The organism is Arthrobacter sp. fls2-241-R2A-172, assembly GCF_030208885.1.
Lineage (GTDB): Bacteria > Actinomycetota > Actinomycetes > Actinomycetales > Micrococcaceae > Arthrobacter.
Genome location: NZ_JARVTB010000012.1, coordinates 34,368 through 56,774 on the forward strand (window position 1 = coordinate 34,368; position 22,407 = coordinate 56,774).

General features: G+C 62.1%; 25 protein-coding genes and 1 tRNA gene. 14 read left to right on the forward strand and 12 right to left on the reverse strand.

Annotation, left to right across the window (positions count from 1 at the left end; genetic code table 11):
* Positions 1–10 precede the first annotated feature (10 nt).
* A complete protein-coding gene (locus tag QRM57_RS16360) occupies positions 11–460 on the forward strand; it encodes an Lrp/AsnC family transcriptional regulator (protein ID WP_235518158.1) in 450 nt (149 codons plus the stop codon).
* A gap of 1 nt (position 461) precedes the next feature.
* Here QRM57_RS16360 and QRM57_RS16365 read toward each other — a convergent pair whose 3' ends face one another.
* Genes QRM57_RS16365 through QRM57_RS16375 form a run of 3 tightly spaced genes read right to left on the reverse strand, consistent with a single transcriptional unit; the run spans position 462 to position 4,316 of the window.
* Entirely contained in the window at positions 462–1,850 is a 1,389-nt protein-coding gene (locus tag QRM57_RS16365) for an aspartate ammonia-lyase (RefSeq protein WP_284987327.1), read from the reverse strand.
* A complete protein-coding gene (locus tag QRM57_RS16370; protein ID WP_284987329.1) occupies positions 1,847–3,277 on the reverse strand; it encodes an aldehyde dehydrogenase family protein in 1,431 nt (476 codons plus the stop codon). Before QRM57_RS16370 ends, QRM57_RS16365 begins: the two co-directional genes overlap by 4 nt.
* A complete protein-coding gene (locus tag QRM57_RS16375; protein WP_284987330.1) occupies positions 3,270–4,316 on the reverse strand; it encodes a homoserine dehydrogenase in 1,047 nt (348 codons plus the stop codon). The genes QRM57_RS16370 and QRM57_RS16375 overlap by 8 nt, the downstream gene beginning before the upstream one ends.
* A 287-nt stretch (positions 4,317–4,603) precedes the next feature.
* Between QRM57_RS16375 and QRM57_RS16380 the strand changes: the two genes are divergently transcribed.
* From QRM57_RS16380 to QRM57_RS16390, 3 genes are all read left to right on the forward strand, one after another.
* Complete coding sequence (locus tag QRM57_RS16380) at positions 4,604–6,046, forward strand: amino acid permease (RefSeq protein WP_284987331.1); 1,443 nt, start codon at positions 4,604–4,606, stop codon at positions 6,044–6,046.
* Positions 6,047–6,126: 80 nt separating this feature from the next.
* Positions 6,127–7,269, forward strand: a complete 1,143-nt coding sequence (gene alr / locus QRM57_RS16385) for an alanine racemase (RefSeq protein ID WP_284987332.1) — start codon at positions 6,127–6,129, stop codon at positions 7,267–7,269.
* A 35-nt stretch (positions 7,270–7,304) separates the two neighbouring features.
* A complete protein-coding gene (locus tag QRM57_RS16390) occupies positions 7,305–8,075 on the forward strand; it encodes an IclR family transcriptional regulator (RefSeq protein ID WP_284987333.1) in 771 nt (256 codons plus the stop codon).
* On the opposite strand, the gene QRM57_RS16395 is transcribed toward QRM57_RS16390, so the two are convergent.
* From QRM57_RS16395 to QRM57_RS16405, 3 genes are read right to left on the reverse strand one after another with little or no spacing between them, the layout of a single operon-like run.
* Positions 8,072–8,851 carry an IclR family transcriptional regulator gene (locus tag QRM57_RS16395; protein ID WP_284987334.1) on the reverse strand — a complete coding sequence of 260 codons (780 nt, stop codon included), beginning with the start codon at positions 8,849–8,851 and terminating at the stop codon, positions 8,072–8,074. The two genes, QRM57_RS16390 and QRM57_RS16395, sit on opposite strands and share 4 nt — an antisense overlap.
* Positions 8,852–8,876: 25 nt before the next feature.
* Positions 8,877–9,617, reverse strand: a complete 741-nt coding sequence (locus QRM57_RS16400; RefSeq protein ID WP_284987335.1) for a cyclase family protein — start codon at positions 9,615–9,617, stop codon at positions 8,877–8,879.
* Positions 9,614–10,063: a hypothetical protein gene (locus QRM57_RS16405; RefSeq protein ID WP_284987337.1), complete on the reverse strand. Its 450-nt coding sequence runs from the start codon at positions 10,061–10,063 to the stop codon at positions 9,614–9,616. The genes QRM57_RS16400 and QRM57_RS16405 overlap by 4 nt, the downstream gene beginning before the upstream one ends.
* Before the next feature lie 176 nt (positions 10,064–10,239).
* Between QRM57_RS16405 and QRM57_RS16410 the strand changes: the two genes are divergently transcribed.
* Positions 10,240–11,547, forward strand: a complete 1,308-nt coding sequence (locus QRM57_RS16410; protein WP_284987338.1) for a M18 family aminopeptidase — start codon at positions 10,240–10,242, stop codon at positions 11,545–11,547.
* A 224-nt stretch (positions 11,548–11,771) separates the two neighbouring features.
* Positions 11,772–13,187, forward strand: coding sequence for an amino acid permease (locus QRM57_RS16415; protein WP_284987339.1), 1,416 nt, complete (start codon positions 11,772–11,774; stop codon positions 13,185–13,187).
* Between the two features lie 84 nt (positions 13,188–13,271).
* Here the strand turns inward: QRM57_RS16415 and QRM57_RS16420 are convergent, their stop codons facing one another.
* Positions 13,272–13,931 (reverse strand): DUF1345 domain-containing protein, encoded by a 660-nt coding sequence (locus QRM57_RS16420; protein WP_257369927.1) that lies wholly within the window; start codon positions 13,929–13,931, stop codon positions 13,272–13,274.
* Between the two features lie 157 nt (positions 13,932–14,088).
* On the opposite strand from QRM57_RS16420, the gene QRM57_RS16425 reads away from it, so the two are divergent.
* A tRNA-Leu gene (locus QRM57_RS16425) sits at positions 14,089–14,171 on the forward strand.
* Between the two features lie 96 nt (positions 14,172–14,267).
* Here QRM57_RS16425 and QRM57_RS16430 read toward each other — a convergent pair.
* Entirely contained in the window at positions 14,268–14,606 is a 339-nt protein-coding gene (locus tag QRM57_RS16430; protein WP_284987340.1) for a YnfA family protein, read from the reverse strand.
* A 230-nt stretch (positions 14,607–14,836) separates the two neighbouring features.
* On the opposite strand from QRM57_RS16430, the gene rpsF reads away from it, so the two are divergent.
* The 4 genes from rpsF (at position 14,837) to rplI (ending at position 16,616) form a co-directional block, all read left to right on the forward strand.
* A complete protein-coding gene (gene rpsF / locus QRM57_RS16435; RefSeq protein ID WP_011776755.1) occupies positions 14,837–15,142 on the forward strand; it encodes a 30S ribosomal protein S6 in 306 nt (101 codons plus the stop codon).
* A gap of 50 nt (positions 15,143–15,192) precedes the next feature.
* Entirely contained in the window at positions 15,193–15,777 is a 585-nt protein-coding gene (locus QRM57_RS16440) for a single-stranded DNA-binding protein (RefSeq protein WP_211710216.1), read from the forward strand.
* Between the two features lie 128 nt (positions 15,778–15,905).
* Complete coding sequence (gene rpsR, locus QRM57_RS16445) at positions 15,906–16,145, forward strand: 30S ribosomal protein S18 (protein WP_003800144.1); 240 nt, start codon at positions 15,906–15,908, stop codon at positions 16,143–16,145.
* Positions 16,146–16,163: 18 nt separating this feature from the next.
* Positions 16,164–16,616, forward strand: coding sequence for a 50S ribosomal protein L9 (rplI, locus tag QRM57_RS16450; protein ID WP_211710215.1), 453 nt, complete (start codon positions 16,164–16,166; stop codon positions 16,614–16,616).
* A 100-nt stretch (positions 16,617–16,716) separates the two neighbouring features.
* Here rplI and QRM57_RS16455 read toward each other — a convergent pair whose 3' ends face one another.
* Positions 16,717–17,139 carry a DUF1801 domain-containing protein gene (locus QRM57_RS16455; RefSeq protein WP_284987341.1) on the reverse strand — a complete coding sequence of 141 codons (423 nt, stop codon included), beginning with the start codon at positions 17,137–17,139 and terminating at the stop codon, positions 16,717–16,719.
* 58 nt (positions 17,140–17,197) lie between these two features.
* Here QRM57_RS16455 and QRM57_RS16460 point away from each other — a divergent pair, with 58 nt between their 5' ends.
* Positions 17,198–18,049: a PhzF family phenazine biosynthesis protein gene (locus QRM57_RS16460; RefSeq protein ID WP_257369912.1), complete on the forward strand. Its 852-nt coding sequence runs from the start codon at positions 17,198–17,200 to the stop codon at positions 18,047–18,049.
* Between the two features lie 8 nt (positions 18,050–18,057).
* On the opposite strand, the gene QRM57_RS16465 is transcribed toward QRM57_RS16460, so the two are convergent.
* The 3 genes from QRM57_RS16465 to QRM57_RS16475 are packed head-to-tail and all read right to left on the reverse strand — an operon-like array spanning position 18,058 to position 20,519.
* Complete coding sequence (locus QRM57_RS16465; RefSeq protein WP_284987343.1) at positions 18,058–19,587, reverse strand: DUF6297 family protein; 1,530 nt, start codon at positions 19,585–19,587, stop codon at positions 18,058–18,060.
* Between the two features lie 4 nt (positions 19,588–19,591).
* On the reverse strand, positions 19,592–20,269 hold the full coding sequence (locus QRM57_RS16470) for an ABC transporter ATP-binding protein (RefSeq protein ID WP_284987344.1): 678 nt from the start codon (positions 20,267–20,269) through the stop codon (positions 19,592–19,594).
* Positions 20,270–20,309: 40 nt separating this feature from the next.
* Positions 20,310–20,519, reverse strand: coding sequence for a hypothetical protein (locus tag QRM57_RS16475; RefSeq protein ID WP_235518190.1), 210 nt, complete (start codon positions 20,517–20,519; stop codon positions 20,310–20,312).
* A 171-nt stretch (positions 20,520–20,690) separates the two neighbouring features.
* On the opposite strand from QRM57_RS16475, the gene QRM57_RS16480 reads away from it, so the two are divergent.
* Together QRM57_RS16480 and QRM57_RS16485 are read left to right on the forward strand one after the other, a co-directional pair.
* A complete protein-coding gene (locus QRM57_RS16480) occupies positions 20,691–21,608 on the forward strand; it encodes a diacylglycerol/lipid kinase family protein (protein WP_257369908.1) in 918 nt (305 codons plus the stop codon).
* A 56-nt stretch (positions 21,609–21,664) separates the two neighbouring features.
* Positions 21,665–22,402: a GAF and ANTAR domain-containing protein gene (locus tag QRM57_RS16485; RefSeq protein ID WP_235518193.1), complete on the forward strand. Its 738-nt coding sequence runs from the start codon at positions 21,665–21,667 to the stop codon at positions 22,400–22,402.
* Positions 22,403–22,407 lie beyond the last annotated feature (5 nt).

Sequence of the window (22,407 nt, forward strand, 5' to 3'; positions counted from 1 at the left end):
GAAGGGATTCATGGAGCGAGCGGGCCTCGACGGCATCGATCAGAGGATCCTTTCAGAACTCACCAGGAACGCCCGCGTACCGCACGCGGAGCTGGCAGGGAAGGTCCTGCTTTCCAGGAACGCTGTCCGTCAGCGGATCGAGCGCATGGAGCGGCAGGGTTACATCCAGGGCTATACCATCGTCGCCGGAGCCGAGACCCAGGATCTTGTGTCCGCCTTCCTGATGGTTTACCGCAAGGACCGCATGCGGGGGGCCGATGTCCTGAGTGAGCTCAGGGCGATCCCCGAAGTCGTTCTCTGTGATGTCCTCAGCGGTGACTTTGATTTGATGGTTCGCGTCGAAGCCCGCTCCCACGGCAGGGTGCAGGAAATCTGGGAACAGATTTCTTCCCTCCCCGGTGTCACGGACACCGTCACGGCCATGACGTTATCGAATGTGATCCGGCGGGTGTCGCAGTAACTCAGCGTGCACGCGTGGACGCTCCCTCCAGAATCAGTGCGGCAGCGTCCCGTTCCATGAGTCCCATCGACGTGACGGCGTCGATCACCGTTACGCGTCCCGTCAGCGCCCTGTTGGCCACCTCCGCCGCGGCGGCGTAGCCCAGGGCGGGTATCAGCGCGGTGGCCAGACCCGCCGATCCCGCGGCCCGCCCGCCAAGCAGGTCCTCGTTTGCCGTGATGCCCTGGATGCAGTGGGTCCTGAGGATCCGCGCGCCGTTGGTGAGCCAGGAAAAGCCCTGCAGCAACGCGTGAGCCATGACGGGTTCAAAGGCATTTAGTTGCAATTGGCCGTTGTCCGCGGCCATGGTGACGGTGGTGTCCGCACCCGCGACAGCAAAGGCGATCTGGTTCAGGGTCTCGGGAATAACCGGATTTACCTTGCCGGGCATGATCGAAGATCCAGCCTGACGGGGTGGCAGTTGGATCTCCCCGAAGCCATTTTGCGGTCCGCTGGACAGCAACCTCAGGTCGCTGCTGATTTTGGAGATCTTGATGGCGGAGCGCTTCAGCATCCCGGACACATGCATGAAAACCCCGACGTCGGATGTCGCCTCGAGCAGGTCGGCCGCCGGTACCAGGGGCAGTCCGGTAATTTCGGCGAGGGCTTCAATGGCCCGCTCCCGGTAACCGGGCTCGGCAGTAATCCCTGTGCCGATCGCGGTGGCTCCCAGACTGCATTCGAGCATGAGCGCCGCGGACTCCCGCAACCTGCATCTGTCTTCTTCAATCGTGGCGGCGAAGGCCCCAAACTCTTGACCCAACGTCATGGGGACGGCGTCCTGCAGTTGGGTGCGCCCTATTTTGGCCACGTGGGCGAATGCTGCTCCCTTCTCCCGAATGGACTCCGTCAAGTGGCCGAGTTCGTGGTCGAGCTCCTGGACGGCGGTGATCAGTGCGAGCTTGATGGCCGTGGGGTAGACATCGTTGGTTGACTGGCATTTGTTCACGTGGTCGATGGGGTGCAGATGCTGGTAGCTGCCACGGGGATGCCCCATGGTTTCCAGCGCCAGGTTTGCGATCACTTCGTTGGCGTTCATGTTGGTGCTGGTCCCCGCGCCGCCCTGGATCATGTCTACGCAGAAGTGCTGGTGGTGGTGCCCTTCTTCGATGTCCTGGCAGGCAAGGCCGATCGCGTCGGCCACGGCGGGTTCCAGCACCCCGAGGCTGGAGTTGGCGCGTGCCGCTGCCCGTTTTACCTGCGCCAGGGCTACTACCAGCCCGGGATACCGTGAGACAGGGGTCCCGCTGATGGGGAAATTGTCCAGGGCCCGGGCAGTGTGCACTCCCCACAGGGCGTCGGCGGGTATGCGCATGGACCCAAGGGAATCTGATTCGAGGCGATTCGTCATAGCCGGGCCGTGCTGTTCTTGATGCAGATGACCTTGGGCTGGGTCATTTCCTCGTAGGCGAAGTGAACGCCTTCACGGCCCAGACTTCCGTACTTGAACCCGCCAAAGGGCATGCCGTCGAAGCGGTAGTCCGACGAGTCGTTGATCATGACACCACCGGCCTGGATCTCCTTGGCTGCCTTCATCGCGTCCCCGAGGGATGCAGTGAAGATTCCGGCATGGAGACTGAACTCGATGGAGTTGGCGATCCCGATCGCTTCCTCGAGGCTGTCCACAGGGCGGAGCATCACCAGAGGGCCGAATACTTCCTCAGACCACAACCGGCTGTCTTCCGGCACCTCCTCAAGAACCGTGGGGTGGAGGATGTTCCCCGTAGCCACGTTGCCTGCCAGGACAACTGCGCCGCGCTCCAGTGCCTCGTGGACTTTCACCTGGACATCCTGCAGGGACCGTGGGGTGATCATGGGTCCCACGTCCGTCAGTTCGTCGGACGGGTCGCCAACCACCAGTTCCTTGGTCGCGGCGATGAAGAGCTCCCGGAATTCGGCGTAGACAAGCTTGTCTACCAGGATCCTCTGAACACCGACGCAGTTCTGTCCGGCGGCCCAGAACGCACCGGAAACGCAGGACGCCACCGCTTCCTGGAGGTCTGCGTCCGCCATGATGATGACCGGTGCGTTGCCGCCCAGGTCCATGGAGAGCTTCTTGAGTCCGGCTGTCGAGGCGATGGCCTCTCCGGTGGAGAAGCCGCCGGTAAATGACACCATGCGCACGTCCCGGGCAGCGATGATCTTCTGGGCAATGTCTCGGTCCCCATGAACAACTGTGAGGACTTCCTGCGGGAGTCCGGCCTCCAGGAGTGCCTCGGTGAGCAGCTGAGCCGAAAGGGGCGTAAGGGCCGAGGGCTTGAGAATAACGGAATTTCCGCCTGCGATGGCAGGCCCGATCTTGTGGGCTACAAGGTTGAGGGGGTCGTTGAAGGGCGTGATTGCAAGGATGATGCCCAACGGCTCGCGGGAGAACCAGCCGAGTCGGTCCTCCGATCCTTCGTAGGCGTCGAAAGGAATGACTTCACCGGCATTGCGGCGCGTTTCTGCCGCCGACAGCCGCAGTGTGTTGATTGCACGGAGAACCTCCTTGCGGGCCTGCCTTATGGTCTTGCCGGCCTCAGCGACGATGGTTTCGGCAAAGAGCTCCCGACGGTCTTCCACCAGGTTGGCGGCCCGGTCGAGTATTTTTCCGCGCGCGTCCCGGGACAGTTCCGCTGCCACTTTGGCACCCGCACGGGCAGCGTCCAGGACACTGTCGACGGCGGTGGCATCGGTCAGCGGAACGGCGCCAACAACGCGCTGGTCGTAGGGGCTGGTGACATTCTGGAACATCGGCAGGGCTGATGCCTCAACGGTGCTGGGTGCGGACTTAGGCATGGGAGAGAACCTCCGAGGTGTGGTGCATGGCGATGATGTCAGAGAGCAAGGCGTATGCAGTTTCGACGCGTCCGGCCCCGGGCCCGGAAACCATCACAGGGCCCAAAAGATCGGTGTTGAACGAAACCGCGTTGGTGGCGCCGGAGATTCCGGCAAGTTCATGGGCCAAGGGCACAGCAACGGCCTTCACGCCGGCTGTCACTGCCCCGTTCGCGGACCTCTTCGCGGAGCCGATGAGCTTCCAGCGGAGTCCTTGGCTGGCAGCATGTTCAATGTCATCGCGGCTAAGGGAGGAGATGCCCTCGCAGGAGACGTCCTGCAAGGTGATGTCTGCCCCGAGCAGTTGGTTGGCCAGGATGAGCACTTTGAGCCGGACGTCGTAGCCCTCGATGTCTGCCGCAGGGTTGGCTTCTGCGTACCCCAGGTTCTGGGCTTCCCGAATAGCGGCATCCAGGTCCAGGCCTGATTCCATGCGCCCGAGCACGTAGTTGCTGGTTCCGTTCAGGATTCCTTCGAAGCCGTCTATCTTCAGGCCGGCAAACATCTTCTTGGCGAGGCGGATGACGGGGGTGCCACTCATGACTGCGCCTTCGAATTCGAAGTGGACCCCATTGCTGGCGGCCAGCGCAGCAAGTTCAGGGCCTCGTAGTGCGACGGGTCCCTTGTTGGTTGTGCAGACGCTTTTGCCTGATTCCAGGGCCCAGCGGACGTGCGAAACGGCGGGTTCGCCGTCGTCGGGATTTGTGAAGGTGGCTTCGCAGACGATATCTGCCGTGCAGGAACGGATCACGGCTTCGTTGTTGGTGTCCCGGGAGCCGCCGTGGTCTGCAAACGTTTCGTTGGCGCCAAGGTTGAGTGCCATCTCAATGTCGATGCCTTCGGCCTGGACCAGGGAGCCGAGCCGGAGATCGGTGATGGCCACAACCCTGAGGCCGAATCCCAGCTCCGAGCGGAGGGCATCTCCGCGGGTGGCGATGATTTCGGCGAGGGTCCGGTTGACGCCGCCAAAGCCGATCAGTGCGAGGTCGTAGGTTTTCATGGTGCTCCTCAGGTAGGTGGAGGGGTGATGCTTCCATCCTGCGGGCCCCTGATGTCCGTCCAGCCATGCTGAATCGCCCTAAAGAATGGGCAATCTGACCATTTGACTGCCGATCTGACTGCGGCCTCGGGCGGGATCTATGTGCGCTATACGCATTAACAAATGTTTTTAATGACCACTCAGCGTGATTCTGTGTTACCTTCATCACTACAAACGCCATCCCGGCACCCCGACCCCGGACTTCAAGGCGTACCGTTCGCATCCGACTCATATCCCGGAGACACCACATGGAATCTTCAGCACCCGTGCAACTTGACCATCAACCTGAGGCGCTCGACGCTCCGGCCGAAACCGGACTGCGCCGATCGATGGGGCCACGACACCTCATCATGATCGCGATGGGAGGTGTCATTGGATCCGGTTTGTTCCTGAGCTCCGGCTACACGATCTCCCAGGCCGGTCCCCTCGGGGCTGTCATCGCCTACTTGGTGGGTGCATTCGTGGTCTACCTCGTGATGGCATGCCTTGGCGAGTTGGCCATCGCCTACCCCGTCTCAGGTGCCTTCCACATTTACGCGTCCCGATCCATCGGCCCAGCCACCGGCTTTGCCACGGCTTGGCTCTACTGGCTCTGCTGGGCAGTGGCCATCGGCTCGGAATTCACGGCATCAGGGCTCCTCATGCAGCGCTGGTTTCCGGACGTCGAGGTGTGGGTGTGGTGCCTTGTCTTCGCGGCCATCCTGTTCGGATTCAATGCCGTATCTTCCAAGTTCTTCGGGGAATCCGAGTTCTGGTTCGCCATCATCAAAGTGGGCGCGATCATTGCCCTGATCGTGTTGGGTGGCGCAGCCCTTTTTGGATTCCATCCCCTCTCCGATTCCGGCAACCATCCCTTCCTGCTTGAGAACTTCAACACCTCCGGGGGATTGTTCCCCAACGGCTTTACCGGAGTCCTGGTGACAGCCCTGGCGGTCTTCTACGCCTTCTCCGGATCTGAACTCATTGGCGTGGCGGCCGGGGAGACAACTGATCCCGCGCGGAACATTCCCAAGGCCATGCGCAGCACCGTCGTCCGGCTGCTGATCTTCTTTGTTGGTGCCATCGCGGTCATTGCCGCAACCGTCCCGTTTGACCAGGTGGGACTGGACGAGAGCCCCTTCGTGACAGTGTTCTCGTCCGTTGGAATTCCCTACGCCGCTGACATCATGAACTTCGTCATCATCACGGCCCTGCTGTCGGCCGGGAACAGCGGATTATTCTCCTGTGCCCGGATGCTCTACTCCTTGGCAGACGAGGGACATGCGCCGAAGGCCTTGAAAAGGCTCACCCGCCGGGGCATACCGCTTGTAGCTCTCTCGGTCAGCATGGTTGGCGGCCTTGCATCGCTGATCAGCAGCGTGGTTGCACCGGAAACCGTGTACCTCGCCTTGGTCTCCGTGGCCGGTTTCGCGGTCGTCGGCGTGTGGATGTCCATCACTGCGTCCCACTTCTTCCACCGCCGGGCCTTTGTGCGCAACGGCGGAAGCGTGAAGGACCTCGCCTACAAGGCACCCCTCTTCCCGTTGGTCCCGATCCTGGCCTTCGCGCTCTGCTTGTTTTCGCTGGTGGGCATTGCGTTTGACCCACAGCAGGTCGCCGCCCTGTACTTTGGTATTCCTTTTGTCGGGGCTTGCTACGCCTACTTCCACTTCCGGTACCGCCGCCCGGCGAAGTCCAGTCCGGCGTCGTGAATCCACATCCACTGAGCCTTGCGGCCGGGTCCTTGGCCCGGCCGCAAGGTGCTGATTCGGGGGAATTGACGATGCAGGTCGTGAACCACCAGCCAAGGATCGAAAACCTTGCCAGCTGGCTCGAAATCAACGGCAACGCCTTCGAGTCCAATGTCCGGACAGTGCTGGGAATCCTGCAGGACCGGGCCATGCTCTGCGCCGTGCTCAAGTCCGATGCGTACGGCCACGGGGCCGGCCTCCTGATTCCTTTCCTGGTGCGCCTTGACGTGCCGTACATCGGTGTGGGCTCGAATTCCGAAGCAGAGGCGGCTCGCGCCAATGGCTACACAGGGAGGTTGTTGCGGGTCCGCGCTGCTGCGCCCCAGGAAATAGCCGCGGCCATGGCCCATGATGTGGAAGAACTTGTGGCGGATCCTCAGAGTGCTTGGGAAATGAGCCGGATTGCCGCCGAGACCGGACGGAAGATCAGGATCCACCTGGACATCAACTCCTCCGGCATGAGCAGGCACAGCCTGGACGTATCGTCGCCGCTGGGCCGGGCAAGTGCCGTGGCAGTAGTTGGCCATCCGCAGCTGGAGCTCGCTGGGATCATGACGCATTTCCCCTTGGACGATGTTGAACACATTGAGCAAGGGCTTTCGCGCTTCAAGGCCGAGGCCATGTCCGTTTTGCGATTGACAGAGGTGCCCCGCAGCCAGGTTCTGCTTCATGCAGCGAATTCGTTTGCCACGCTGAATGCGCCGGCAACCTGGTTGGACATGGTGCGGACAGGGGCCGTTCTATACGGCGATTCGGACCCAAGCCACCCGGGGTTCCGGCGCTGCCTGGCCTTCAAGGCGCGGATCGGATCCGTGAACCATTATCCGGCGGGAAGCAGGGTAGGCTACGGCCACACTCATACCCTGCAATCGGATTCAAAGCTGGCCACCGTCACGGCGGGGTACGGCGACGGATACCGGCGTGCACTTGGCGTGGGCGGATCCGTGGTGGTGCGGGGCCAGCGGGTGCCGGTTGTTGATGCGATCTCCATGAATTCCATGGTGATCGACGTCTCCGCAGTGCCGGAGGCGCGGCCAGGTGACGAGGTGGTGCTGTTCGGCAGCCAGGATGGCGTGGAAATTTCCGCAGGGGAACTGGAGTCGGCAAATCGCGGGATACTCGCGGACCTGTACACGGTGTGGGCGAAGGACTCCCGAATCCTTGTGGCAGACACGCCCATGTGAGAATGGCGTGAGCGCGTGGTGGAAGGAGTGGATTTGTGGATACGTCACCCGAAGCGTCCTCTTTGGCCCAAGGCCTTCGCCTCGTGCGCCTGATCACGGACCGCGAAAAGCAGGGCCGTCAGCTTTTGGGTGTCTCGCAACTGGCCGCCGAATTGGACATGGAACAAAGCAGGGTCTCCCGCTTGGCCCAGGAGTTGTGTGATCTGGGCTTGTTGGAACGGGTGGACAGGGGCCCCTTCCGCACAGGTTCGGGCTTCCTGGGCCTGGCAGCTTCGCTCAACAGTGGCTGGGTGCAGAAGTCACGGGCAAAGCTGGAGGAGCTGGTGTCCGCCTTTGGCTTGCGATCGCGGCTCTCCGTCCGCGACGGCGTCAGGGTCCTCCTCTTGCGTGCATCCACGAACAACTCATTCCCGGGCGGCTACGCAAAGCCGGGTATGGTGACGCCCGTCTGGTGCACGGGAGCGGGCAGGGCCTTGCTGTGGGATCACTCGCCCAATGAGCTGGAATCCCTTCTCCGCGACGTGAATTTCATCGGTGTGGGCGGTCCCGCGGCGGCACATTCCGCGCCGGAAGTCCGTGACCTCATGGACCGTGACAAGTCCCGCGGATTTGTTGTCGCCGCCGAGGAATTCGAGCATGACGTGTGGGAATTGGCCGTACCGGTCCGGGCCGACGGCGGGAACATCGTCGCCGCCCTCAGCGTCCTGGGCAACCGTTCCAGTATCGAGAAGGCGGCACCGGAGATCGCCGGGGTGCTCCATGAAACATCCCAAGGACTTGGTGCCCACGGCACGGTACTGACCTAGGGCCGGTGTGGAGACGCGGCCCGGCCACCCACCATTGCTTCCAGCCACTCGCACCATGAGTGGAGTGCCATGGCGTGGCTTTCACGTTGCGGCTCAACCCTCGTCCTGGGGCCAACGATCTGGAGCGCGGCAACGATCTCATTCTTGAAATCGCGAACTGGCGCGGCCAGTGAATAGAGTCCGGGTTCGGCCTCTTCATCAACGATCGAGTACCCGCGTGCCCGGGCTTGGTTGAGCCGGTCCAGGAAGTCGTCCACGGATGAGGGCGTGTTGGGTCCGTGCTTGACGAATTCCACGGTCTTGAAAAGCGTCCGGACTTCCTCATCCGGCGCATCCCAAAGGAGCGCCTGGCCGGCGTCACTGCAGTAGGCCGGATAGGGCCGGCCCAGCCAGGAACCCACCAGGTTGGCGCTGGCAGGTACCTGCTCACCGATGGTGACCGTACTGTTTCCGCTCAGCACGCCCAGAAAGCAGGCTTCGTTGGTTTCGGCGGCCAATCCTTCCAGCGCGGTGAGTCCGTCGGTCTTCAGCCGTTGCTCGGTGACCAGTTGGGCGTCGGCCAGGACTGACCAGTCCAAGCGGTATTCCCTGTTGTCGGTGCGGGCAAGGAAGCCCTCCTGCAAAGCCCCCTTGAGGCTTCGGGAAACCTGGCTGCGGTCCTTCTCCAGGTGGGCCGCGACGTCGGCAACCGTACCGCCGTCGTGCCCTTGCGCGTGGCGCGCCCCCACCGCGAGGATGGCCATCATCCCGCGGCCCATGCTGGAGGTCTTTGACATGGAACGATTCTAGCGACCCGCAGCCCTAGTGAATGGCGAAGACCCTTGCCGGGAAGCCGCTCCCGCCCAGGGGTTTGGCCCAGCTAGCCACCAGGACGCCACCGGATTCGGGCAGGCCGTCAAGATGCGCCAGGAGTTCGATCTGCCATTTGTCCTGTGCAAGGACGTAGGTTTCCAGGCTGAAGTCCTGCCGGGACGTGGCCATGCCAGGGTCCGTGTCGGTCTGTTCGTGTCCAACCGCAGCCACTCCCCGCTCTTCGATCAGGCACTGGAGGACCTCTTGCGACCACCCGGGAGTATGGCTCGTTCCGGATTCGTCCTTGTTGGCCATGGCCTCAGGGTCGGGCCACCGTTGGCTCCATCCTGTGCGGAGGGCGACGAACGAACCAGCGGGAATGGTGCCGCATCGTGATTCCCAATCCTTGATGTCGCCCAGTGTGGGCGTGGCATCAGGGTCCCTGCGCACGCGGTGGCTGATGTCCAGGACAACCAGCGGAAGCACCATCTGGTCCACGGGTATCTGGTCCAGGGTCCGGCCACCACGCACAAAATGCGATGGCGGATCCACGTGGGTACCCCATTGGCCCACTATTGAGTAGCGGTGGGCCGTGAAGCCGTCGCCCTTCTCCATATCGAAGAGCGCCTCGCGGGATTCATCCGGGAAAGCAGCAAACCGGGGCTGGCCGGGATGGAACGCGTGGGTGAGGTCCGTGAACGTTCGGTCGCGGAGCAGCGGCGCGAGTTCCTGCCAGAGTCCTGTGGTCATGACGCCACCCGGCTTTCGCCTACGGGGGTCAGGACGCTGCTGGAGACGTTCAGGGGTCCGGACACTTCGATCACCGGGACCTCCCAGGGGTGGATGTCCACAATCCGTTGGACCAGGCGGTGGACTGCGTCTTCATCCAGGCAATCATCAAAGTAGGAGGTGAAGACGAAGGTCGGCGAGATGGTCCGTTGGCCCACGCTGCCCAGCGTGGGGTTTGCCCCTTCCGCAACGGTGAAGCCCTCGTAACCCGCGGAGGACTCGAAGACGTGGTGGTAGTTTCCGAACCCGCCCAGCTCGGGGCACTCCGTAAGCTCCTGCAGGAGGGATGAGATACCGCTGTCCGCTTCCAAGGCGGCGAGGTTGCCTCCGGCCAGCTGGGTCATGGTTTCGACCGGGATGGGCCAGTGGATGCGGAGCTTTCGCACCGGTTTCAATTGGATCTTCATGGGAGGAGCCTTCCGTGGGTGTGCCTTCTGAGAGCCATAGTGGCACAAGGTAACGTTCATTACAAGCATATGAATTTGCTTATATTGCACACACTTCGATTCGGGGCTCAAGGAGGGGTCACATCCCCCGCACAGCCGCCCAAGCCGTCGTCCCAAGCGGGGCTAGACTCGGGGGCATGCCTTCGAATGCCTCAGCCGCAGTTGACCACATCAAGGACCTTGGCGCTTACGTTTCGGCGTCCCCCTCGAGCTTCCACGCCGTGCACGAGGCCGCACGGCGGCTGGACGATGCCGGCTTTACTTCCCTGGACGAACTGCAACCGTGGGAGGGGGGCGCTGGCAGGTTCTACGTCATCCGGGATGGTGCACTCATCGCGTGGGTGACCCCCGAAAACGCAGGCCCCACCACCGGATTCAACATCCTGGGTGCACACACCGACTCGCCTTCCTTCAAGCTCAAGCCCAAGCCCACTACGGGAAAATACGGATGGCTCCAGGCCGGCGTCGAGGTTTATGGCGGACCGCTCCTGAACTCCTGGCTGGACCGGGAATTGCAGCTCGCGGGCCGGTTGGTACTGCACGATGGCACGCAGCACCTGACCGCCACGGGACCCCTTCTGCGCTTCCCGCAATTGGCCATTCACCTGGACCGCGGGGTCAACGACAACGGCCTGCATCTGTCCAAGCAGCAACACATGAATCCCGTCTTTGGACAAGGGGACCCTGCAGGCGAGGATCTCCTGGGACTGCTGGCCGAACGCGTCGAGGGCGCCACCGTTGATGCCGCGGACATCGGCGGATACGACGTCGTGGTGGCAGACACGCAAGCCCCTGCGGTCTTTGGGGCCAAGAATGAGTTCTTTGCGTCAGGGCGGATGGACAACCTTTCCTCCACACACGCTGGCCTGGTGGCCTTGATGGGGCATGCTGCAGCCACCCCGAGTGACGGCCCGATTGCCGTCCTTGCAGCCTTTGACCATGAAGAGATCGGGTCCAACTCCCGCTCAGGTGCCTGCGGGCCGTTGCTGGAGGACATCCTGGTGCGCATCTCCGACGGTCTTGGCGCTTCGGTGAGCCAGCGGCGACAGGCGCTGGCGGCGTCGTTCTGCGTTTCCGCGGATGCGGGCCACGCCGTCCACCCGAACTACGCGGAAAAGCACGATCCCGCCAACAAGCCGGTACTCAACGGCGGTCCTTTGTTGAAGATCAACGCCAACCAGCGTTACGCCACGGATGCCACCGGCGCCGCCCTGTGGGCCCGTCTGTGCAAGGAATCCAACGTGCCGTACCAGGAATACGTGTCAAACAACGATCTGCCCTGCGGTTCCACCATCGGTCCGCTGACCGCCACCCGACTCGGCATCAGGACTGTGGACGTGGGCATTCCGCTGCTCTCCATGCACTCGGCGCGGGAGCTCTGCGGCGTGGAAGATCCCAAGAGCCTCGCGGCAGTTTCGCAATTGTTCTTTGGGACAACCCTCTAAGCTAAAGCCTCAAGCACTCATTTCAAGGGTGTTGCAGATGTTTCCTGCAGGAAACTTTGGTTGCCTAAAGGTTTACATTTTGTGCGTCTCTCTGATTTCGGGAAGCACAAAATGTTCGGTTGCACAGGAAAGTAGTCGGTGGAGCAGGTTAACGTGATTGAGTCATGTGGCCCGTGGCACACCACAGTGGCCAACCTCCAAGACCTGAAGGACGGCGCCGATCCATGCACGCTGACCAACAACTATCGAAGTCCCTGAAGCCCCGACACCTCTCCATGATCGCCATCGCCGGCGTCATCGGAGCCGGTTTGTTCGTCGGCTCCGGCGCTGCCATCCAACAGGCCGGCCCGGGCATCCTCGTGGCGTACCTGGCCGCAGGCCTGGTGGTCATCCTCGTCATGCGCATGCTCGGTGAAATGGCTGCGGCGAACCCGGAAACAGGCTCGTTTTCCACATACGCCGACAAGGCCCTTGGCCGCTGGGCGGGCTTCAGTATTGGCTGGCTCTATGCGTGGTTCTGGATCATTGTGCTCGGTATCGAAGCGACGGCGGGTGCCGCCATCATGCACCGCTGGGTTCCCGGCGTCGATCAGTGGGTCTGGGCGTTGGTCCTCATGGTCCTGCTGACACTGACCAACCTCGGTTCGGTGAAGTCCTACGGTGAGTTCGAATTCTGGTTCGCTTCCATCAAGGTCGCAGCCATTGTCATCTTCCTGCTGGCGGGCATCGCCGCGATCCTTGGGCTGATGCCGGGCGTGTCCGCACCGGGCGTAAGCAACCTCCTGGACCAGGGTGGATTCATGCCCAACGGGCCCGGCGCCGTACTGGCGGGCATCCTCGTGGTGGTCTTCTCCTTCTTCGGCGCGGAAATCGCCACGATCGCCGCTGGTGAATCCGAGAACCCCGTGGACGCCGTCAAAAAGGCCGTGAAGTCCACCGTATGGCGCATCCTGATCTTCTACATCGGTTCCATCGCCATAGTGGTCACCCTCCTGCCCTGGAATGACGCCTCCGTTGCCAAGAGCCCCTACGTTGCAGTCATAGAGCTGTACGGAATTCCGGGCGCCGGCACCATCATGGACATCGTTGTCCTCACGTCCGTTCTCTCCTGCTTGAACTCCGGCCTTTACACGGCAAGCCGCATGCTGTTCTCACTCTCACAGCGGGGCGATGCCCCCAAGTCCTGGATGAAGATCTCCAAGCGGGGTGTTCCGGCCGCAGCAGTACTGGCATCCACCGTGGTCGGCTTCATCACCGTGGGCCTGAACTACATCGCTCCTGACACCGTGTTCCTGTTCCTGGTGAACACCTCCGGTGCCATCGCCCTGTTCGTATGGCTGGTCATTTCGGTATCGCAGCTGATCCTTCGGCGCCGCATGGGCCCTGCCGCGAAGGACCTGGAACTCAAAATGTGGTTCTTCCCCTACCTCACCTGGATTGCCATTGGTGCCATCGTGGCCCTCGTCATCGGCATGGTCATCATCGAATCCACGCGTGAGTCGCTGTTCCTCTCGCTGGGGCTGGCCGCGGTAGTCGTTGCCATCGGCGTGTGGCGGTACCGCAAGCGTGGGGCCGCCGGCCTCGAGGCGACCATCACCGAAGCCGAGCGCGCAGACATCGGTTCCGGGCCGGCGTCGTAACAGTCTTTCCGCAGTGGGGCAGCCACCGTCAGCATCCGACGGCGGCTGCCCCACTTTGTGGTTAACGGAGGCCTGGGTGGCCGTCTACTGGGCCAGCCCGATAACCAGGTTGATGGTTGCGGCCAGGATGACAGTGCCGAACAGGTACGACAACAAGCTGTGTTTCAACGCCTCGACGCGGATCCGGTGGTTGCCCAGGTTGGTGTCGGACACCTGGTAGGTCATGCCCAAGCTGGTGGCGAGGTAGGCAAAATCCGTGTACTGGGGTGGCCTGTCCTGGTTAAAGCCGATGCCACCCACCGCACCTCCGGCATCAGGTTTGGGGCTGTAGTAGAGCTCGGCATAGCGCAGGGTGAAAAGAGTCTGGACGAGCATCCAGGAGAAGGCGACGCAGGCCAAGGCAAGTGCACCGGAGCCCAGTCTGCTGCTGTCGGACTCAGCGTGTGAATTGACGATTACGGCCGCAGCAGCCGCGATGCTGGCAAGGTTTGCCACCAGGATCAGCAGGTCGGTGACGCCGCGGGACGGGTCTTCACTGGTGGCGTGCCGGCGGGTGTCATCGGGATCCATGCGGCCGATCACCAGCCACACCCATGCGACGTAGATGAACGCGGCCGTGGCCCATCCGACTGCAGGGGCGTCCACCCAATTCCCAGCGATACCCGTGGCAATAACAGCTGCCGCTCCAGCGATGATCATGACGAGGAAGCGCAACCTGCTGCGTCTGACTCTGACGTTGCTCATTTGCCCACCATAGTTAGCCGCTGCGGACCCCCGCGCGAACCACGCCCGACCGGATGCCATCAAACGAGCAGGAATCCACGTATTGGCGTTCCTCGTGTTAGTGTCTTTGTCGCTGTCGAGGAGAAAAACGAAACACTGTTTTCCTCCTGATCACCTTGCGCGGGTGGCGGAATGGCAGACGCGCTAGCTTGAGGTGCTAGTCCTCGAAAGGGGGTGGGGGTTCAAGTCCCCCTCCGCGCACAATGAACCCCCGGTCTTCGGACCGGGGGTTTTGTCATTCCATGCCGCGGCATGCGCGTGGGCGCGCGCCTCTATGCGCCGCGCGCCTCGATGCGCCTAGGCGCCGGAGCGGGGTGCGAACATGATCACGCCCACCCCCACAAGGCAGACCGCGGCTCCTATGATGTCCCAGCGGTCGGGGCGGAAGCCGTCAACCAGCATGCCCCATGCCAACGAGCCGATGATGAAGACGCCGCCGTACGCGGCAAGGACACGGCCGAAGTGGGCGTCCGGCTGGAAGGCTGCGAAGAATCCGTAGATTCCCAGCGCGATGATCCCCAGCCCGCCCCACCACCAGGCCCGTCCTTCACGAACGGCCTGCCAGATCAGCCAGGCTCCGCCGATCTCTGCGACAGCGGCCAAAACGAACAGAACAATCGGCTTCAGGACGGTCATGGATCCAGTATTCACTGCATGGCCACCGGTGTTATCCACATAGGACAGCTTCCCGGTTTCCGCCGAGGATCCGGCCGAATAGCTTTGAGTGCAGGAGATGCACTAAGATGTTGAAGTCTGTGTTACGCCCTCCCGCGGAATTTTCGGTGGGGAGCTGGCACGGCATCGCAAATGAACCTCCTGTTACGGAAATACCGTAACCGCTTAGCCCAAAGGAGGTGGGTTCACATATGCGTCCTTACGAATTGATGGTAATCATCGACCCCGAGGTCGAAGAACGTACCGTAGAGTCGTCGCTTCAGAAGTTCCTCAATGTCATCACCACCGATGGTGGAACCATCGAAAAGGTAGACATCTGGGGCCGTCGCCGTCTGGCGTACGACATCAAGAAGAAGTCCGAAGGTATCTACGCCGTGGTGAACTTCACCGCTGCTCCGGCTACCGCCAAGGAACTTGATCGCCAGCTGTCTCTCAACGAGACGATCATGCGCACCAAGATCATCCGCCCTGAAGACCAGAAGGTTGTTGCTGAGTAATCAGCCCCTTTCAGATCTTTACCCCGCAGGAACGAACAAGGAGGCAGTAGATGGCAGGCGAAACCACTATTACGGTCATCGGTAATCTCACCAATGACCCCGAGCTGCGGTTCACCCCGTCTGGCTCAGCAGTAGCGAACTTCACCATCGCTTCTACTCCCCGGACCTTTGACCGCCAGTCCAATGAGTGGAAGGACGGGGAAACCCTGTTCCTCCGCGCATCGGTATGGCGCGAAGCAGCCGAGAACGTGGCCGAATCCCTGACAAAGGGTATGCGCGTCATCGTTTCCGGCCGTTTGAAGAGCCGTTCCTACGAAACCAAAGAAGGCGAGAAGCGCACCGTTATCGAGCTTGAGGTCGACGAAATCGGCCCCAGCCTGCGTTACGCCAACGCCAAAGTCAACCGTACCCAGCGCTCCGGCGGTGGCCAGGGCGGCTTCGGTGGCGGTAACGCCGGTAATTCCGGTGGCTTTGGAGGTGGCGCTCCTGGTGGAAACCAGGGCGGCGGCAACTCCGGTGGAAACTGGGGTGGCAACAACCAGCCCGCACAGCAGGATGATCCCTGGGCCACGCCCGGGGTCAGCAATGCCGGCGGCGGTTGGGGCAACGGCCCGGATTCCGAACCTCCCTTCTAAACAACACATAAACGTCCGACGCCGGTCGCTCACCGGGACTGCCGAAAGGCACCTTGGCGATCACCGCCGTCGAACACCACCATCCCGTGGATCAATATCCACGGGCTCCATAGAAAAGGAGCTCCACGATGGCTAAGGCTGAACTCCGTAAGCCCAAACCAAAGTCCAACCCTTTGAAGGCCGCTGACATCACTGTCATCGACTACAAGGACGTAGCACTGCTGCGCAAGTTCATCTCCGACCGCGGAAAGATCCGCGCTCGTCGCGTCACTGGCGTTACCGTTCAGGAACAGCGCAAGATCGCCCAGGCAATCAAGAACGCCCGCGAAGTTGCTCTGCTGCCTTACTCCGGCGCTGGCCGCGGCTAAGGGAAGGGATTAACTAACATGGCAAAGCTCATTCTGACCCACGAAGTAACCGGTCTCGGTGCTGCTGGCGACGTTGTCGAGGTCAAGGACGGTTACGCACGTAACTTCCTGCTGCCCCGCGGCTTCGCTCTGACCTGGTCCAAGGGTGGCGAGAAGCAGGTTGAGTCCATCAAGGCTGCACGCGCTGCTCGTGCGCACGCTTCCGTTGAAGCTGCACAGGCCCAGGCTCAGGCACTGTCCTCCAAGAAGGTCAAGCTCGAGGTGAAGGCCGGCGAGTCCGGTCGTCTCTTCGGCACCGTCAAGCCTGCTGATGTCGCTGCTGCTGTTGAGGCCGCTGGCCTCGGCTCCATCGACAAGCGCAACGTTGAACTGCCGAACCACATCAAGTCTGTCGGTTCGTACCAGGCCAACGTTCGCCTGCACGAGGACGTTTCCGCTGTCATCGACCTCGAGGTCGTAGCCAGCAAGTAGTCCCTGACTACAAAGAAGGCCCCCACTTCCGGTTTCCGGTGGTGGGGGCTTTTCTGTGCCCTTATATCTCGGCGGGGTGGCGGGGCAGGGGCGCGGGATGTCAGGGGGTGTGCAGTTCGCTCATGACGTGCTGGTAGCCGGCGTGGACCAGTTCTGACAGGACGCTCCGGTCCACGTCGTCCAGTTTGTTGATGTAGACACAGGCAGTGCTTGTTTTGTATTTCCCAAGTTTCGGCAACAGATCCTCCGCCTCGGGGCTGCCGGTAAGTCCGTACACCACCAGGTTCTCCTTGCGGGGAGAAAAGCCGACGGCGGCGGCGTCTCCTTCGCGGCCACTGCTGTATCTGTAGTGGTAGCTCCCAAATCCTACGATCGTTAGCCCCCACATCACCGCTTCCTGGCCGGTGGCCTGGCGCATCATGTCCAGCAGTTCCAAGCCGTCTTTCCGCCGTTGGGGATGTTCCACCGCTGCCAGGAAGTTTTCCACGGAGACGTCCGTGGGCTGTGTCTTGTTCTCTGCCATGCCCGTAGTCTCCCAGACCATGCGTGGACCGGCCACCACCCGGTGGTAGCCTGCATCAGTGACTTCCGGCGCCCCCCGTAACAGACCATTCCACCAAGTAGACGTTTTCTCCGACCGTCCTTACCTCGGCAACCCCCTCGCCGTCGTCGTGGATGCGGAAGGGCTCAGCGGCGAGACCATGCAGCACTTCGCCAACTGGACCAACCTTTCCGAGACCACGTTCCTCCTGCCGCCCAGCGACCCCGCTGCCGACTACAAGGTTCGGATCTTCACAGCCAGCGAGGAGTTCCCCTTTGCCGGGCACCCCACCCTGGGATCCGCGCACACCTGGCTCCAAGCCGGGGGAGTGCCCAAGACGGATGGCGTGGTGGTGCAGGAGTGCGGGGCAGGGTTGGTCCGGGTGAAGCACGACGCCGGACGGTTGGCTTTTGCTGCGCCGCCGCTGACGCGCTCCGGGCCGGTTTCGGACGAGGTACGCGCGCAGCTCGCAGCCGGTTTGCGGCTTCCTGAGGAAGCGCTGCTGGATACGTCGTGGCTGGTCAACGGTCCGGCGTGGATCGGCGTGCTCCTGGAATCGGCCGGGCAGGTGTTGGGCATCGAGCCCGACCTCGCAGCAATGGGTGATTTGAAGGTGGGCGTGATCGGCCCGCACGAGGCGGGTTCCGACGTCGATTTTGAAGTCCGGACTTTCATTGCCCACGACGCGATGACCGAAGACCCGGTGACGGGCAGTTTTAATGCGGGCGCAGCCCAATGGTTGATAGGCAGCGGGCGCGCACCGGACGAGTACACAGCGGCTCAGGGCACGGCGTTGGGCCGCGCTGGACGCGTCCACGTCAAGGCTGAAGACGGCGAAATTTGGGTTGGTGGGGCCTCAGCTACTTGCATCCAAGGGACCGTGCTCTTGTAATGCGTCGTTTACGAGTGCTTAGGGCGGGATAGCGCAACCACCAAGACTATGCCCGCACTGAACACCAGCTGCGCACCAGCCACGAGTGACGGTACGTATCCAAGGTACAAAGCCACCATGAGCGGAATCATGGCCAGGATGGTCACGTCCAGTCCCCGGAGCAGGGATCCCAGCTGGGCGCGGGGGACCGGACCAAAGGGGGTCTCCACCGGTGGCGCGGACCAGTCCGGCTGTGTGCGGATCGCCGCCCGGATACTGCCGGCGCCCATGCCGATTCCTGCCATGGCACCCACTGCAATCAATGCTGGAGTGGAGGCGCCCAGGAAGACCAGGACGACGCTCAGGAGGCCCATCCAGGCGGCCATGGCCAAGCACGGCATGAGCATCCGACTGATTCGTACCAGGGCCGGGTGGAGAGGCAACAGCGCGTCGATTTCGGGAAGCATGGCCGTCTTGCGCGCCACCGTCCCCATGCCCGAAGCCGTGGCGCAGCCGGCGATGACCAGCACTGCCAGTTGAACGAACCCGGGCAGCCCGCCTTCCACCAGGAGCAACGCAACGCTGCCTGCAAACCACATGACCGGCGGGACCAGTGGCGGGTTCAGCCTGAGGAAGGCGACAACATCGGCTCGGATCAATGCCCCGAGCGGGCCACGCGGCGGGCGGGTATAGAACCTGGCCGCACGGCCGCCGTCGACCTTCTTCCGCCCGGCGCCGAGGGCACGGAGTACCTCATTGGAATCCATCATGAACAACGATGCGCCGGCGTGGCCGGCGACGGCACCGCCCCGCACCAGCTCCTCACCGGCCACCCTGCCGGCGCGCGGCCCCACCACGACGACGAGTCCGACGGCGACGACGGCGGCTAACGCTGCCGGCCATGGTGAGGCCGATATCAACGTGGCGGCCGAGCAGGCCGCAAGTAGCACCGCTGCCACTATCCGGCCGGTCCAGCGACCCAGCAAACCGAGCTGCTTAACGGCGGCCATGACCACGGCGATAACGGCTGCTGCTCCGAAAGTTAGCGCAGAGCAAAGATGCTCCAGGGGGTTCCGGTCCGCGGCTGTCACCATGCTGAAGGGTACGTAGGCGATCACGGAACCGGCGGCGGCAAGGGCAGTCTTGCGGAGGAATGGAGGCAGGACCATGGGGCGGCGGTCCAGGGGGAGGGGAAGCCACCAAGAGCTCTCTGGTCCGTTGACTGCCAATGGGCCAAGCTTCCCGGCGAGGTTGCCCACAGCGAGGAGGACAACGAAGGTCAGGCATGTCCACAGGACAGGTTCCGGCAGGACGAGCCAATGTTCCCGGACGATGCTGCCCGAGGTCGAGGCCCTGCCGGCAATTTCGTTGCGCAGCGCCAGGACAAACGAGGCCGCAATAGTCAGGGAAACACCTATGCCCAGGCCCCAGCTGTAGGCGTCAACGAAGCGGTCACCCCACGAGGATCGACTGCGCCGGTAGCGTCGGGCGGACCGGCGGGTGAACCGCACGATCTCGGCCGAGAGTATCCGGCCCTGCCGGGAGACGTCAGTACTCATCGCGTCAGGATCCGGAAATGACCGAAGCGCCGTGCTCAGGATCGAGTTCCCGGACCTCATCACCAATAACCAGGCAGGTGGAAGCAATGGCGAGCAGCAGTTGCGGATCATGGGTGACAAGGACCACAGCTCCACCCTGATCGGCGTGTTCCGCGATGCGCGCACCCACGGCGACGCGCATCTGGGGATCGAGCCGCTGTTCGGGCTCGTCCAGGATCAGGAGGGACGACGGGCGGATCAAACCGGCAGCCAGGAGCAGTCGCCGTCGCTGGCCCGATGACAAGGCGTCGGGTATCGCGTGGGCCCTTCCCAGGAGGCCGAAGAACTCCAGTTCCTCGTCAACCCTGGTCTCGGGGTTCTCCAGCGAATGCCCGCGGGCGATCAGGAGCAGGTGCTCCCGGACTGTGAGGGAGGGAAAGAAGAGGTCGTCATCGAAGACGGCCGCGACCTGGCGGCGGAACGGAACGGCGTCCGGATCAATCAGGAGGCCATTGACCTTGACGTCCCCTGCAAGCGGAGACTGCCGACCGGCGATGGTCCGTGCCACGGTCGACTTCCCTGCGCCGTTGACGCCTACGATTCCCAGTACTTCTCCGGCCGCCACAGAGGCCGATACCTCGCCACATACAGGATCGCCGGCATAGCCCACACTCAGGCTTTCAACCTCAAGAACCGTCCCCATGGTGTAACCCTACCGGGGGTGTTTGGTCCCGGTTGCCAGGTCACAGAACTGGTCGGGCCTCGAGGTCTTCCATGGCCCAGGCAAGAATCTTCAAGTCGAACGGATCGCGCTCTTCGATTCCGAACAGGTAGGCGTCAAAGTCCCACTGTTTGGCATTTCCACCATTGGCCCAGTACCAGGCCCATAAATCCTCAAGGGCGATTTCATGATCCAGGACAAGCGATCTCGCTGTTTCCCGTGAGTCTTGCATTCGAGCCCCCCACCGCTGACACAGCACCGGACTGCGTCAGGCTGATTGTCGTGTACCCCGGCTTCTACGGCACGTTTCATGCTTTCACGTTCACGCTCCATCCGGAACCCCATCACGTTTGCGAATACTATGGGAGCTTCGAGGAAAACAGCCGCCAGTAAGGCCCTCGCAATGAATCAGGAGCACATCGTGGATTCTGCCCGGACCTTTGAGTCGATCGTCATTATTTTCAATCCCAACAGCACGGGGGACGCGCCTGAGTTGGCGCAGCAGCTGCACGACAAGTTAAAGAGTCTCCTCACGTACCAGCCCGAGATCATCCTCCAGCCCACGGAGCATGCAGGCCACGCAGTTGATTTGGCGCGCGAAGCAGCGGCGAAGGGAGGGGACGTCCTTGTGGTTTCCGTGAGTGGCGACGGCGGATACAACGAGGTGGTGAACGGTGTCATGCAGGCCGGCAACCCGCGGGCCGTTTGTGCCGTGAGGGCTGCAGGTAATGCCAACGACCATAGCCGGATTACCGCCTCAAAACCCTTGGAAGAGGCCATTGCCGAGGGTCGGGTCCACTCGATCGACCTTCTCCGGATCCACACGGGCCAAAAAGACCATGAGCCCCTGGAATATGCGCACTCCTATATCGGATTTGGCCTGACCCCGGTTGTAGCCACCGAACTGGAAAAAGGCAGCAAGGGCGCGCTCAAGGAAATGGTCACGGTAATACAGACTTTCTCCAAATTCGAGCCTTTCGCCATCCGCCTGGAGGACGGTAAGCGGCATAAATTCGATAGCCTGGTTTTCGCCAATATTCCGGAGATGGCCAAGTACGCCACGCTGAGCGAAGCGGACAACCTGCCCAAGGACGGTAAATTCGAGGTCATCGTTTTTCCGCACATGCCCAAGTGGCGCGTCCTGCTGACAGCGCTGCGTGCCACCACCCAGGGTTTGGGGGATCAACCGAGCGTCAGCAGCTACGAGTTCACCACCCTCAAGCCGTTGCCGTACCAAATGGACGGTGAAGTCAAGAGGGTGGAAGCGAACGTTACGGTCAGGGTGGAAAGCGCGCCATTAGCGCTCCCGATCATCGGCTAGCCAAGCATTCCTGCCGGACTGTTGTGGCAAGCGGCGGGGTTCTCTAGATTGAGGTCATGGGTGAAGGAGACTGGGCGGGAGAATTCGAGCGGTTGGTCGACCTCATTGCCGGGACCGAGGACGTCAAGGCGTTCCTGGACGGACTGACCGGCTTCGCCGCAGGCATGATGACCAGGGTGTGCGCCACGCACATTGAGTGTGCGGTGACACTGAGGCGCCGTAAACGGACTGCCACGATTGGAGGCAGCAGCGAACGTGCCCTGATGTTGGACCGGATTGAACAGTCCTTGGGTTCGGGGCCGTGCGTCGACGCACTGGACAGTGGTGTGCCGGTCCTTCTGGGAGATGTTGATTCCGATCCGCGCTGGCCGGAGTATCGGAGCGCGCTGGACGCGGCAGGGATCAAAAGTGCTCTGGGCGTCCCCATGACCTTGGGCCCGGATTCGGCCGCGGTGTTGAATTTCTTCTCTCCTACCCCGGGGGTCTTCACGGAGGAGAGAATTGCCGATGCTGTGCTTTTCGTGGAGATGTCGAGTAAAGCAATGCGGCTGGCCATCAGGATTGCGGCCGCTGATCAGCGCGGGGACGATCTAAAAGCCGCCATGGACACCAGGACAGTCATAGATCTCGCCTGCGGAATGATCATGGCCCAAAACCGATGCACCCAGGGTGAGGCATTCGAGGTACTGCGGCGGGCTTCGAGCGATCGCAACCAAAAACTCCATTCCGTTGCGCAGTCGATGGTGGACCGTATTTCCGGGCAGCCGGATGTCGTGGCCCACTTCGACGACTGAATCCG

Excerpts from the sequence above, each read along its gene's own strand:
- QRM57_RS16475 (WP_235518190.1), bottom strand. The coding sequence starts at position 20,519 with ATGCAAGACTCACGGGAAACAGCGAGATCGCTTGTCCTGGATCATGAA.
- QRM57_RS16420 (WP_257369927.1), bottom strand. The coding sequence starts at position 13,931 with ATGAGCAACGTCAGAGTCAGACGCAGCAGGTTGCGCTTCCTCGTCATG.
- QRM57_RS16440 (WP_211710216.1), top strand. The coding sequence starts at position 15,193 with ATGGCAGGCGAAACCACTATTACGGTCATCGGTAATCTCACCAATGAC.
- QRM57_RS16405 (WP_284987337.1), bottom strand. The coding sequence starts at position 10,063 with ATGAAGATCCAATTGAAACCGGTGCGAAAGCTCCGCATCCACTGGCCC.
- QRM57_RS16430 (WP_284987340.1), bottom strand. The coding sequence starts at position 14,606 with ATGACCGTCCTGAAGCCGATTGTTCTGTTCGTTTTGGCCGCTGTCGCA.
- QRM57_RS16470 (WP_284987344.1), bottom strand. The coding sequence starts at position 20,269 with ATGGGGACGGTTCTTGAGGTTGAAAGCCTGAGTGTGGGCTATGCCGGC.
- rplI (WP_211710215.1), top strand. The coding sequence starts at position 16,164 with ATGGCAAAGCTCATTCTGACCCACGAAGTAACCGGTCTCGGTGCTGCT.
- QRM57_RS16455 (WP_284987341.1), bottom strand. The coding sequence starts at position 17,139 with ATGGCAGAGAACAAGACACAGCCCACGGACGTCTCCGTGGAAAACTTC.
- rpsF (WP_011776755.1), top strand. The coding sequence starts at position 14,837 with ATGCGTCCTTACGAATTGATGGTAATCATCGACCCCGAGGTCGAAGAA.
- QRM57_RS16395 (WP_284987334.1), bottom strand. The coding sequence starts at position 8,851 with ATGTCAAAGACCTCCAGCATGGGCCGCGGGATGATGGCCATCCTCGCG.
- QRM57_RS16400 (WP_284987335.1), bottom strand. The coding sequence starts at position 9,617 with ATGACCACAGGACTCTGGCAGGAACTCGCGCCGCTGCTCCGCGACCGA.
- QRM57_RS16410 (WP_284987338.1), top strand. The coding sequence starts at position 10,240 with ATGCCTTCGAATGCCTCAGCCGCAGTTGACCACATCAAGGACCTTGGC.
- QRM57_RS16360 (WP_235518158.1), top strand. The coding sequence starts at position 11 with ATGGAGCGAGCGGGCCTCGACGGCATCGATCAGAGGATCCTTTCAGAA.
- rpsR (WP_003800144.1), top strand. The coding sequence starts at position 15,906 with ATGGCTAAGGCTGAACTCCGTAAGCCCAAACCAAAGTCCAACCCTTTG.
- QRM57_RS16365 (WP_284987327.1), bottom strand. The coding sequence starts at position 1,850 with ATGACGAATCGCCTCGAATCAGATTCCCTTGGGTCCATGCGCATACCC.
- QRM57_RS16380 (WP_284987331.1), top strand. The coding sequence starts at position 4,604 with ATGGAATCTTCAGCACCCGTGCAACTTGACCATCAACCTGAGGCGCTC.
- QRM57_RS16480 (WP_257369908.1), top strand. The coding sequence starts at position 20,691 with ATGAATCAGGAGCACATCGTGGATTCTGCCCGGACCTTTGAGTCGATC.
- QRM57_RS16465 (WP_284987343.1), bottom strand. The coding sequence starts at position 19,587 with ATGAGTACTGACGTCTCCCGGCAGGGCCGGATACTCTCGGCCGAGATC.
- QRM57_RS16375 (WP_284987330.1), bottom strand. The coding sequence starts at position 4,316 with ATGAAAACCTACGACCTCGCACTGATCGGCTTTGGCGGCGTCAACCGG.
- QRM57_RS16370 (WP_284987329.1), bottom strand. The coding sequence starts at position 3,277 with ATGCCTAAGTCCGCACCCAGCACCGTTGAGGCATCAGCCCTGCCGATG.
- QRM57_RS16485 (WP_235518193.1), top strand. The coding sequence starts at position 21,665 with ATGGGTGAAGGAGACTGGGCGGGAGAATTCGAGCGGTTGGTCGACCTC.
- QRM57_RS16415 (WP_284987339.1), top strand. The coding sequence starts at position 11,772 with ATGCACGCTGACCAACAACTATCGAAGTCCCTGAAGCCCCGACACCTC.